The organism is Variovorax paradoxus, from assembly GCF_030815855.1.
GTDB lineage: Bacteria > Pseudomonadota > Gammaproteobacteria > Burkholderiales > Burkholderiaceae_C > Variovorax > Variovorax paradoxus_M.
In genome coordinates, this window is record NZ_JAUSXG010000001.1 from 1,325,966 (window position 1) to 1,338,158 (window position 12,193).

8 protein-coding genes are annotated in these 12,193 nt (G+C 67.9%); 3 read left to right on the forward strand and 5 right to left on the reverse strand.

The features are described 5' to 3' along the window. Nucleotides 1–2: 2 nt before the first annotated feature. From QFZ42_RS06250 to QFZ42_RS06260, 3 genes are all read left to right on the forward strand, one after another. Nucleotides 3–956 (forward strand): sugar kinase, encoded by a 954-nt coding sequence (locus QFZ42_RS06250; protein WP_307700128.1) that lies wholly within the window; start codon nucleotides 3–5, stop codon nucleotides 954–956. Between the two features lie 2 nt (nucleotides 957–958). Continuing rightward, nucleotides 959–1,942 (forward strand): 2-hydroxyacid dehydrogenase, encoded by a 984-nt coding sequence (locus QFZ42_RS06255; protein ID WP_307700129.1) that lies wholly within the window; start codon nucleotides 959–961, stop codon nucleotides 1,940–1,942. A 124-nt stretch (nucleotides 1,943–2,066) separates the two neighbouring features. Continuing rightward, entirely contained in the window at nucleotides 2,067–3,092 is a 1,026-nt protein-coding gene (locus QFZ42_RS06260; RefSeq protein WP_307700130.1) for a LacI family DNA-binding transcriptional regulator, read from the forward strand. A gap of 313 nt (nucleotides 3,093–3,405) precedes the next feature. Here the strand turns inward: QFZ42_RS06260 and QFZ42_RS06265 are convergent, their stop codons facing one another. The 5 genes from QFZ42_RS06265 to QFZ42_RS06285 all read right to left on the reverse strand — a co-directional run bounded on the left by QFZ42_RS06265 (nucleotide 3,406) and on the right by QFZ42_RS06285 (nucleotide 12,096). Then, nucleotides 3,406–3,864: a RidA family protein gene (locus QFZ42_RS06265; protein ID WP_281146578.1), complete on the reverse strand. Its 459-nt coding sequence runs from the start codon at nucleotides 3,862–3,864 to the stop codon at nucleotides 3,406–3,408. Next, nucleotides 3,861–4,865, reverse strand: a complete 1,005-nt coding sequence (locus tag QFZ42_RS06270; protein WP_307700131.1) for a transglutaminase family protein — start codon at nucleotides 4,863–4,865, stop codon at nucleotides 3,861–3,863. Before QFZ42_RS06270 ends, QFZ42_RS06265 begins: the two co-directional genes overlap by 4 nt. Nucleotides 4,866–4,884: 19 nt before the next feature. Continuing rightward, nucleotides 4,885–5,700: a basic amino acid ABC transporter substrate-binding protein gene (locus QFZ42_RS06275; RefSeq protein WP_307700132.1), complete on the reverse strand. Its 816-nt coding sequence runs from the start codon at nucleotides 5,698–5,700 to the stop codon at nucleotides 4,885–4,887. A gap of 28 nt (nucleotides 5,701–5,728) precedes the next feature. Then, complete coding sequence (locus tag QFZ42_RS06280; protein WP_307700133.1) at nucleotides 5,729–8,482, reverse strand: circularly permuted type 2 ATP-grasp protein; 2,754 nt, start codon at nucleotides 8,480–8,482, stop codon at nucleotides 5,729–5,731. An 83-nt stretch (nucleotides 8,483–8,565) separates the two neighbouring features. Then, entirely contained in the window at nucleotides 8,566–12,096 is a 3,531-nt protein-coding gene (locus tag QFZ42_RS06285; protein ID WP_307700134.1) for a transglutaminase family protein, read from the reverse strand. Nucleotides 12,097–12,193: the final 97 nt, after the last annotated feature.

The following is a 12,193-nucleotide window of genomic DNA, read 5'->3' on the forward strand; positions in this document are numbered from 1 at the left end:
ACATGACAGAACCCACCGCTTTCGATGTCGCCCTTTTCGGCGAGGCCATGCTGCTGCTGGTGGCCGACCGGCCCGGTCCGCTGGAAAACGCAGAGGCGTTCCACAAGCGCACCGCGGGCGCCGAGACCAACGTGGCCATCGGCCTTTCGCGCCTCGGCCTGAAGGTGGGCTGGGCCAGCCGGCTGGGCACGGACTCGATGGGGCGCTACCTGATTGCAACGATGAAAGCCGAGGGCATCGACTGCTCGCACGTGATCTGCGACCCCGCGCAGCGCACCGGCTTCCAGTTCAAGGGCCGCGTTACGGACGGCAGCGATCCGCCGGTCGAATACCACCGCAAGGGTTCGGCCGCGAGCCAGATGGGACCGGCCGATGTCGATGAAGCCTGGCTGCGTTCGGCGCGCCACTTGCACGCCACGGGCGTGTTCCCGGCCATTTCAGACACCAGCCTGCAGGCGGCGATCAAGACGATGGACGTGATGCGCGCGGCCGGCCGCACGATCTCGTTCGACACCAACCTGCGGCCCACACTGTGGTCTTCGGCCGAAACCATGCGCCACTGGATCAACGAGCTGGCTTCGCGCGCCGACTGGGTGCTGCCCGGCATCGAAGAAGGCCTGCTGCTCACCGGCCACACCCAGCCCGAGGACGTGGCGCGCTTCTACCGCGAGCGCGGTGCGAAGCTGGTGGTCGTCAAGCTCGGTGCCGAGGGTGCCTACTACGACAGCGACGTGGCCGGCACCGGCCGCATCGACGGTTTTCCGGTGAAGGAAGTCGTCGACACCGTGGGTGCGGGCGACGGCTTTGCGGCCGGCGTGGTGAGCGCATTGCTCGAAGGCAAGAGCGTGCCCGAGGCCGTGCGCCGCGGCGCCTGGATCGGCGCGCGCGCCGTGCAGGTGCTGGGCGATACCGAAGGCTTGCCGACGCGCACCGAACTTGAAGAAGCAGGACTCTGACCATGACCACAAAAAAGAACGTGCTTGTCTTCCGGCCCTTGCCCGAAGACCAACTGGCGCGCCTGCAGGCCGCGCACCATGTCACCGTTGCCGACCCGCGCACCGAACCCGAGGCTTTTGCCGCGGCGCTGCGCACCGCGAACGGCCTGATCGGCGCGAGCCACACGGTCGACGCGGCGCTGCTCGACGCGGCGCCGCAGCTCCAGGTCATATCGAGCGTGTCGGTCGGCGTGGACAACTACGCGCTGGCGGAACTGCACAAGCGCGGCATCGTGCTGTGCCACACGCCCGACGTGCTCACCGAGACAGTGGCCGACACGGTGTTCGCGATCCTGATGGCCACGCAGCGGCGCGTGGTCGAGCTCTCGAGCCTGGTGCGCGAAGGCCGCTGGACGAAGAATATCGGCGATGAACTTTTCGGCACCGATGTGCACGGCAAGACGCTGGGCATTCTCGGTTTCGGCCGCATCGGCCAAGCCGTGGCGCGGCGCGCTGCGCTGGGCTTCGGCATGCCGGTGCTCTACCACTCGCGCCGCCCGGTCGACCTGGCGGCGCAGGCGCCCGAACTGCAGGGCCGCGTCACGCACACCCCGCTCGACGAACTGCTCGCGCGTTCGGACATCGTCCTTGCGATGCTGCCGCTCACCGATGCGACGCGCGGCATGATCGATGCTGACTTTTTCGCGCGCATGAAGCCGCAAGCGTCCTTCATCAATGGCGGCCGTGGCGCCACCGTGAACGAAGCTGCCTTGCTCCACGCGCTCGACCACGGCACATTGCGCGCCGCCGGCCTCGACGTGTTCGCGAAAGAGCCGCTGCCCGCCGATTCGCCGCTGCGCACGCATCCGCGCGTGACGCCGCTGCCGCACATCGGCTCGGCCACGCATGAAACGCGGCATGCGATGGCGGAACTGGCGACGACCAATCTGCTGCAGGTGCTGGCGGGCGAGAAACCGACGGCGCCGTACGACACGGCGGCTGCATGAATCCCCCGAGGATTTTCTCCCTCCCCTTCCGGGGGAGGGCTGGGTTGGGGGCAAGCGGCGCATCCATCGAGCGCTCTGCCTGCCCCCATCCCAACCTTCCCCCAGCGGGGGAAGGAGCAAATCCGTGAACCCCAGCGGCCGCGCCACCATCGCCGACGTGGCCGAAGCCGCAGGCGTCTCCAAGGCCACCGTCTCGCGCTTTCTCAACCACCGCGAGCGCCTCTTGAGCCGCGACATCGCCACGCGCGTGGAAGCGGCCATCGCCAAGCTGGCCTACACCCCGAGCCCGATGGCGCAAGCGCTGAGCCACGGGCGCTCGCGGCTCATCGGCCTGATCGTGGCCGATATCACCAACCCGTATTCAGTGGCCGTGTTGCGCGGTGCCGAGAAGGCCTGCCAGGATGCGGGCTACCTGGTGATGCTGTTCAACCTCGGCAACGAGAGCGAACGCGAGCGCGAGGCCATCGATGCGCTTGCGGGCTACCAGGTCGACGGCTTCATTCTCAACACGCTGGGGCGCGGCAGCAACGTGGTCGATGCGGTCACGCTGCACGGCAAGCCCGCGGTGCTGGTCGACCGCCGGCACGCCGGCATGCACACCGATTTCGTCTCGCTCGACAACCATTCGGCGATGCGGGACACCTGCGGCCACCTGGTCGAAGGCGGCTATCGCGAGTTGCTCTACCTGACCGAGCCGCAAAAAGGCGTGAGCTCGCGGCGCGAACGTGCCGCCGCTTTCGGTGCCTGCGTTGCGGCGCATGAGCCGCGCGTGGCGGGCGAGGTGTTCGAAAGCGTCGAGGGAGAAAGCGATGCGCTCGACGAAGCCCTGCGCGCCTTGCGTCGACGTGCAAAGCGCGGGCGCCGTGCCGCGGTGGTCGCGGGCAACGCCGTGGTCACACTGCGCGTGGCGCAGGCCATGGCGCGGCTCGGCTGGCACTTCGGGCAGGAGCTGGGCTTCGTCGGCTTCGACGATCCTGAATGGGCTTCGCTGATCGGCCCCGGCCTGAGCACCGTGGCGCAGCCGACCGACGCCATCGGACGGTCGGCCGCTACGTGCCTGATCGAACGGCTGCAGGGACTGGATGCCCCGCCGCGCCAGTTGCTGCTTCCGGGCCAGCTGGTGGTGCGGGGCTCGTCGCAGCCGGCATAGAAGGCTGATCCGCAGCGCCAACGAGGCGGACGAGTTCGACGCGCTCGGCAATCCAGCGCTGGAAATTCCGCTCGGCCTGCAGCTTGAACTCGTTGCGCGTGTGGTTGCAAATGGCATGGGCGAGCCGCCGGTGCTTCTGCTTGCGGACGCCGCCCAGCGTCGAGTCGTTCAAGTGCTCGATGGTGGCCGAGTCAGGGGCACTGCGAGGCTCCGAAAAATCCATGGGCAGGCCGCACCAGTGGCAGTTGTTGCCGAAGGACGAGCGCAGGGCCTGCACGCTCATGGCTGTTGCTGCCCGCGCGGGAGCTGGTGGTCAGCCGACTTCGGCAACCAGGTCGATCTCGACGCAGGCGCCCATCGGCACCTGTGCCACGCCGAACGCGCTGCGCGCATGCGAGCCCTTCTCGGCGCCGAACACTTCGGCAAACAGTTCGCTGGCGCCGTTGGTCACCAGGTGCTGCTCCGTGAAGGTGCCCACGGAGTTGACCAGGCTCATGACCTTGACGATGCGCGTGATCTTGTTCAGGTCGCCCACGGCCGCGTGGAGCGTGCCCAGCAGATCGATGGCGATGGCGCGCGCGGCCTGCTTGCCTTCTTCGGTGCTGATGTTCGCGCCGAGCTGGCCGGTCCAGACCTTGCCGTCCTTCTTGGCGATATGGCCCGAGAGAAAAACCAGGTTGCCGGTGCGCACGAAAGGCACATAGGCCGCGGCAGGGGCGGCGACCGGGGGCAGGGTGATGCCGAGGCTGGAAAGCTTGTCGTAAACGCTCATTGGAGATCCTTGTCCGAGGGTTGCGATTGAATCTGCGATTGTGTCTGTGATTGTGACTGCGCCGCGTGCGCAGCCTGCGTGCGCAGCTCTTCGATGGGCTGCACCGTCACCCCCACCTTGAGTGTGTGGCGCGCGCCGCCGTGCAGCACGCCGCGCATGGGCGACACGTCGGAATAGTCGCGGCCGATGGCGAGTGCGACGTAGTCTTCGCCCGGCTGGCGCCCGTTGGTGGGGTCGAACTCGGCCCAGCCGCCGGCGCTCTCGGGGCCGTCGCCATTCCCATCGCTTTCACCGGGCAGGTACACCGACACCCAGGCATGCGAGGCGTCGGCGCCCACCAGCCGCGGCTGGCCCGGCGGCGGCTGCGTGAGCAGATAGCCGCTCACGTAGCGCGCGGGCAGGCCCATCATGCGAAAGCAGGCAATCATGATGTGGGCGAAGTCCTGGCACACGCCCTTGCGCTGCGCGAGCGCTTCGACGGCGGGCGTGCTGATCTCGGTGCTGTCGGCTTCGTAGGCAAAGTCGCGGTACATGCGCTCGGTGAGGTCCATCGCCACGTCGAAGGTCGGCCGTTCGGGCGCGAAGCTTGCGCGCGCATAGGCCGCGAAGTCGTCGTGGCGGGGCACGTAGGGCGAGGGAAACACAAACTCGGAAGCCGGATCGAAGGTGGCGTCCTTGCGGTAGCGGAAACGCTCGCGAACGGCCTCCCAGGGCAGGTCACGTGCCACGGCTGAAGAAAGCACAGGCGCCGAGGTCTCGACCACGCTCTCGGCGGTGACCACGAGGCTGTCGTGCGTGGCCTCGAGCGCAAAAAAGGCGCGGGTGTTGCCGTACACATCGGGCAGTTCGTTGCGCTGTGCGGGCTGCGGCTCGATGACGAGCTTGTGGCTTACGAGCCGCTGCGAGGCGGTGGCCAGCGGCTTCAAGTGGGCAAGGTGCTGCGCCGTTTCGACCGGGGGCGAATACTCGTAGCGGGTTTCGTGCGTGACGTGAAGAAGCATGGGGTTCCTGCTGGGGCTGCTACTTCGGCGTGCTGCCGAAATGCGCCGCGTAGATCTTGTCGTAGCTGCCGTCGGCCTTGATGCCGTCCAGGCCCTTGTCGATCCTGGCCAGGAGCTCCGCATTGCCTTTCTTGACCGCAATGCCGTATTGCTCGACCGGGAAGGCCGCATCGCTCACCGTCCTGAAGCCGCCGCCGGGGTTGTTGGCAAGGTAGTGCTCCACCACGCCGTTGTCGGCCACCACGGCTTCGACGCCGCCGGCTTCGAGTTCCTTGAGCGCGAGCGGCGTGGACTCGAAACGTTTGATGTTGCCGCTCGATTTGCCCTGCAGCTTGCCCACCACCTCGTCGCCCGTGGTGCCGTTCTGCACGCCCACCTTCATGGCCTTGATGTCTTCGAACCTGGCCACCTGTGCGTCGCGCTTGACTGCGATGAGTTGCCTGGCTTCGAAGTAGGGCTTCGAAAAGTCCATGGTCTGGCGGCGCTCGCCGGTGATGGTGATGGCCGACACCAGCAGGTCGCGGTCGCCCTGGTCGAGCGCGTTGAAGATGCCTTCCCATGGCGTGTCGACGAACTTCACCTCGAAGCCGGCCTTGCCCGCGATCGCCTTGACCACGTCGATGTCGAAACCCGCGATCTCGCCCTTTTCGTTCTGCGACTCGAACGGTGTGTAGGCGGCATCGGTGCCGACCACCAGCACCCGGGCCGCCGCCGGCGGAGGCGGGGCCGTACCAGCGGGAGTGGGCTCCTGCTTGCCGCAGCCGGCCAGTGCAAGAGCAGCAACTCCGGCGAGAAGGCCGGCGGCAATCCACGGGATGCAGCGGTTGGCAAACATGTGGCGGCCTCCTGGAGAAAGGGCGTGTTCAGGCGCCGACCGAACGCAGCGATTCCGACGTGAGCGTGAAATAGCGCGTGCCGATGGCGTCGGACACATGGTAGGCCGCCGTCTCGCAGTTGGCGAGAAGCTGAACCAGCGCGGGATAGTCGGCATCGGCTCCGGCCGCGCAAAGATGCTCGAGCGTCCAGGCCGCGGGATCGGGCAGTTCGTAAGACAGCGCCGTGAGCTTGCCGGGCGCGCTGCCCGCAAGGCGCGCAATGCGCCCGCGCAGCGTTTGCGTGACCCAGGCCAGCGAACGCGGGTTCTCGGCATCGAGCACCAGCAAGTCGACCAGCGTGGCCACGTCGCGCCGCTGCTGGTAGCGGGCGTGGAAAGTGATGGTGCTGTCGAACAGCGCCACCATGGCCTCGAAGCCGCTCACCTCGTGCACCGCACCGTTCTCGAAGCCGGCCTCCAGCGCGTCCGACAGAAAACCCAGGCGTTCGATGTGGCGGCCGATCGAGAGCAGGCGCCAGGCATCGTCGCGCGTCATGCGGTCGGTCTGCGCGCCGGTCATGGCGGCCAGTGCGGTGCTGGCGGATTCGAGCGCGCGCAGCGCCGCGCCGGTGGCAAAGCTGCCTTCGCCGGCCTGCTCGGCCGCGCGCCGCAGAAACTCGGCTTCGGCGCGCACGATCTGATTCCAGTTGTCCTGCGAGAGCCGTTCGCGCACGGCGGCGGCAGCCTGCCGGATGCAGCGCAAACTGAAGCCCACGCTGCCGCCGCGCTCCACATCGCCGAGCTCGGCAATCAGCGCGCGCTCGAACACGCGTCGCGATTGCGGCGCGCTGGGCACGCCCGCCGGCACCAGCGCATTGCGCAAGGCCATGCGGTGCAGCCAGTCGAGCAGCGGGCGCGAAGACTGGTCTTCGCTGCCCAGCAGGTTGAGCGTGAGGCGCGCGAGCCGTACCGCGTTTTCGGCGCGCTCGGTGTAGCGGCCGAGCCAGAACATGTTCTCGGCCGCACGGCTGGTAACCGGCGCACGGTGCCGCGCGAGCGAAGCCGGCGTGGCATGCGGCTGCAGCAGCGTGGTGCGGTCGACTTCGCCGTGCGTTTGCACCCACACGTCGGCGCTGCTGCCGCCGCGCTGCATGGAGGCGATTTGCGCATCGCGGCCTGCGAGCCGTGCCAGCCCGCCGGGCAGCACGCGCCACGACTGCGCGCCGTCGCTCACCGCGAAGACGCGCAGCAGCACCGCACGCGGCGCGATGTGGCCGGGGCCCATGTCATTGGCCCAGGTGGGCATCTGCGACAGCGGCAGATAGCTCTGCACGGTGTGGGCTTCGCCCTCGCGCACGATGCGGCCGGCCCATTCGTCGAGCTGGCGCCGGCTCAGCTCGCTGCCGAGCACCGCGTCGAAGCTGGTCTGCCCGTCGGAGCCTGGGTAGGTGGGCTTGATGGCAGAGGCGCCGAGCTGCGGCAGCACCGCCTCGAGCGCGGCGCGTTCGCCGCACCACCAGGTCGGCAGCGCCGGCAGCTTGAGCTTTTCGCCGATGAGGCGGCGCGCCAACCCGGGCAGGAAACCCAGCAGCGCAGGCGATTCGAGAAACGCCGACCCCGGCATGTTGGCCACCAGCACGTTGCCGGCGCGAATGGCCTGCAGCAGGCCGGGCACGCCCAGCGTGGAATCGGGGCGCAGCTCGAGGGGGTCGAGGAACTGGTCGTCCAGCCTCTTGATGAGCCCGTGCACCGGCCGCAGGCCCTGCAATGTCTTGAGGTAGAGCCGCTGGTCGCGAACCGTGAGGTCGCTGCCCTCGACCAGCGTCACGCCGAGATAGCGCGCAAGGTACGCATGCTCGAAGTAGGTCTCGTTGTACGGGCCGGGCGTGAGCAGCGCGATGTGCGGCGGCACGCCGGCCGGGCACATGCGCTGCAGGCCGTCCATCATGGCGCTGTAGGTGGCGGCCAGGCGCTGCACGTGCAGCGCCTCGAAAGCCTGAGGGAACTGGCGTGTGACGGCGAGCCGGTTTTCGAGCAGGTAGCCGAGGCCCGAGGGCGCCTGCGTGCGCTGCGACACCACCCACCAGTTGCCGTCGGGCCCGCGCGCGAGGTCGAAGGCCGCAATATGCAGCCAGGTGTCGCCAGGCGGCTTCACGCCATGAAGGGCGCGCAGGTAGCCCGGATGGCCGCGCACCAGTGCCGGTGGCAACAGGCCCTCGGCCAGCAGTTGCTGCGGGCCGTAGACATCGGCCATCACGCGGTCGAGCACGCGCATGCGCTGCAGCACGCCGGTTTCGATCTGGCTCCAGCTCTCGGGCGAGACGATCAGCGGGAACAGGTCGAGCGACCAGGGGCGCTGCGGCCCATTGGCGTCGGCGTAGACGTTGTAGGTGACGCCGTTGTCCCGGATCTGCCGTTCCAGGCTGACCGCGCGCCTTGGCAGGTCGCCGAACCCACCCGGGCCGAGTTGTTCGAAGAAAGCGTTCCAGGCGGTCGTGAGGGGCGGCTTCTCGTTGGAGGGCTGCGGTGGCTGAAGGACCTGGGTCTGTGTCTGCGTCTGGGATTGCGATTGAGCCTGCGACGGACTCGGCGCCGGCGCAGGGCGCTCGGCGGCCGTGTCGTAGAGCATGGGCGGCATGGCCGCTGCGGGCGGCGCTGCCGCGGCAGCCTGACGCGCCGGCGTGGCTTGCCCGCGCAGCTCGTCGAAGTGGCCGGGCAGGGCGGCCGGGGCGAGCGCCGACGCCAGGGCGGCTGGAAATTCCAGTGCCTGGGCGTCGAACAGGGATTCGTTCAAAGGTTCCACAGGGGATGGATTGTCACATTGCCGTCACCGTGCCAGGTGGCGGGCGATGTGCTAAATGTCGCCCTGTGTCCCTTTAACTCTTTTCACCGCCGCAAATCGAGCGTGAACGGGAATTCGCGGCTGCCCGCGAGTTCGATGGTCGCCGGGGGCGTGCGCATCAGGCCCGGCGTGTGGCCCATGCGCGTGAAGCGCGACATGCGCCGGCTTTCCGCCTCGTAGGCATTGACGGGGAAGGTGTCGTAGTTGAGTCCGCCGGGGTGGGCGACGAAATACTGGCAGCCACCGAGCGAGCGCTTCATCCAGGTGTCGACGATGTCGAAGGTCAGCGGCGCATGGGCGTCGATGCTCGGATGCAGCGCCGAAGGCGGATTCCAGGCCTTGTAGCGCACGCCTGCGACGAATTCGCCGACGGTGCCGGTGGGTTGCAGTGGCAGCACCTTGCCGTTGACCGTGATCACGTGGCGGCTTTCGTTCAGGCCGGTCACGCGCACCTCGATGCGTTCGAGCGACGAATCGACGTACCGCACCGTGCCGCCGGCCGAGCCTTCCTCGCCCATCACATGCCAGGGCTCGAGCGCATTGCGCAGCGAAAGCTCCACGCCCATGGCCTGCACCTGGCCGACCAGCGGGAAGCGGAACTCCAGGTGTGGCGCGAACCAGTCGGAATCGAAGGCGAAACCGGCCTGGCGCATCTCGCTGATCACGTCGTCGAAGTCCATCTTGACGAAGGTCGGCAGCACGAAGCGGTCGTGCAGCTCGGTGCCCCAGCGGGTGACAGGCGCCTTGTAGGGTTCGTCCCAGAAGCGCGCCACCAGGGCGCGAATCAGCAACTGCTGCGCGATGCTCATGCGCGCGTGCGGCGGCATTTCGAACGCGCGCAATTCGAGCAGGCCGAGGCGGCCGGTGCTCGAGTCGGGCGAGTAGAGCTTGTCGATGCAGAACTCGCTCCTGTGCGTGTTGCCCGACACGTCGATCAAGATGTTGCGCAGGGTGCGGTCGACCAGCCACGCCGGCATGTTGGCGCCGTGGATCTCGCGGCTCTTCGCGATTTCTTTCAGCGCAATTTCGAGCTCGTAGACCTGGTCGTTGCGCGCTTCGTCGACGCGCGGCGCCTGGCTCGTCGGGCCGATGAACATGCCCGAGAACAGGTAGCTCAGCGAAGGGTGGTTGTGCCAATAGAGCAGCAGGCTCGCCAGCAGCTCGGGCCGGCGCAGGAACGGGCTGTCGGCCGGCGTGGCGCCGCCCATCACGAAGTGGTTGCCACCGCCGGTGCCGGTGTGGCGGCCGTCGGTCATGAACTTCTCGGCTGACAGGCGGGTTTCGAATGCGGCGTTGTAGAGAAACTCGGTGTGGTCGACCAGTTCCTTCCAGTTGTGCGCCGGATGGATGTTGACTTCGATCACGCCCGGGTCGGGCGTGACGGCCAGCATCTTCAGGCGCGGGTCGCGCGGCGGCGGATAGCCTTCCATCACGATCCGCATGCCGAGCTGCCGGGCCGTGGCTTCGACGGCCGCGACCAGGTCGAGATAGTCTTCCAGGCGCGCAAGCGGCGGCATGAAGACGTAGAGCACGCCCGAGGCGCTGCCCTTTTTCTCGGCGGCCGGGCCGTTCGCGCGGCGCGGGTCGCGCACCTCGACGCACAGCGCGGTGCGCGTGACCCAGTGGGCCGATTCGCCGCGCACGGGCTGGCGGGTGGCCGGTGCCGCGGAACTGCTGGCAGCCTCGGCCGATGCCGTGGCGAGGGCCGCGGCCGCATCGCCGCTCGCGGCTGCGCCCGGCGACTGCATGCGCAAGCTGGCGGGCACCAGGGGAGGCGCAGCGAAGTCATAGGGCACGGTGCCCAGGTCGGCGCCCGGTGCGCCGCTGGCCGGCACGGCGTAGCGCGCGCGGTAGTCGGCCGAACTCGGCAGCGCGGTGCGCGGCGCGGTCGGGTCGCGCTCGACCAGATAGGGGTAGTCGCCCTTGCTGGCCCAAGGCTGCGAGTCGAGCGGCAGGCGGTAGCCCATCGGTGAATCGCCCGGGATCAGATAGAGCCGATCGTCGCGCAGGAACCAGGGGCCGGTTTTCCAGCCCGGGCCTTCGAGCGCCGGTGCATCGGCATCGGCGTTGCCCGGTTCGAGCGGCAGCATGTAGCCGATGACCGCATCGAGCTTCTGCGTGAACACGCGGCGCAGGCGAATGCGTTCGAGTTCGTCGTCGAGCTTCGACTCGAACGGGTCGACGTTGACCGGCAGGCGGCGTTCGCGCCAGAGGTAGTAATAAACGTCTTCGTAGCCGGGCTGGACGTAGCGCTCGGTGATGCCGAGCTTGTGCGCCAGCACGGTGGTGAAGCGGCGTGCGTCTTCGCTTGTGTAGTGCGTGGGCACGCGCTCGTCGGCAAAGAGCTCGGGGTCGTGCCAGAGCGTCTGGCCGTCGGCGCGCCAGAAGATCGACAGTGCCCAGCGCGGCAGCTGCTCGCCCGGATACCACTTGCCCTGGCCGAAGTGCAGGAAGCCGCCTTGGCCGTATTCCGCGCGCAGCTTGTGGACGAGTTCGGTGGCGTAGCCGCGTTTGGTGGGGCCGAGCGCGTCGGTGTTCCACTCGGGCGCATCGCGGTCGCTGGTGGCCACGTAGGTCGGCTCGCCGCCCATCGTGAGCCGCACGTCGCCGGCCGTGAGGCGCGCATCGACCGCGTCGCCGAGCGCGAGCACCTCGGCCCATTGTTCTTCGGTGTAGGGCTTGGTCACGCGCGGCGATTCGTAGATGCGCGAGACCTTCATCTCATGGCCGAAATCGACCTCGGCCTCATCCACGCCGCCTTCGATGGGCGCGGCGCTCGAAGGCGTGGGCGTGCAGGCGAGCGGGATGTGGCCTTCGCCCGCCATCAGGCCCGAGGTGGCGTCCAGGCCGACCCAGCCCGCGCCCGGCAGGAACACTTCGCACCAGGCGTGCAGGTCGGTGAAGTCGACCGTGGTGCCACTCGGGCCGTCGAGCGACTTCACGTCGGGCGTGAGCTGGATCAGGTAGCCCGAAACGAAACGCGCCGCCAGGCCGCAGTGGCGCAGCAGCTGCACCAGCAGCCAGCCCGAGTCTCGGCAGGAGCCGCTGCCGCTGGTGAGCGTTTCTTCCGGCGTCTGCACGCCAGGCTCCATGCGGATCAGGTAATTGACGTCTTTCTGGACCTGCTGGTTGAGGCCGACCAGGAAGTCGATGGTGCGCTGCTCCTTGCGCTCGATCTTGTCGAGGTAGGCCGAAAGCAGCGGCGTGGGTTCTTCGGTGACGAGGTAGGGGGCAAGCTCTTCGGCCTGCGAGGCGGTGTACTTGAAAGGGAAGTTCTCGGCCTGCGGCTCGAGAAAAAAGTCGAACGGGTTGTAGACCGCCATTTCGACCACGAGGTCGACCGTGACCTTGAACTCGCGCGTCTTTTCGGGAAACACGAGCCGCGCCTGGTAGTTGGCGAACGGGTCCTGCATCCAGTTGACGAAATGCCCGGCCGGCTCGACCTGCAGCGAATACGAGATGACGTTGCTGCGGCAATGCGGCGCGGGACGCAAGCGCACGACCTGCGGGCCCAACTGCACCAGGCGGTCGTATTTGTAATGGGTGACGTGGTGGAGTGCGGCGTGAATGGACATGCGTTTTGTGTGCAGTACTGCGAGATTGCATCGAAAAGATGTCTCTTGTGAGACGCATACTAGCCCAGATGACAAGCAATTAACGCGCCATTGAGCG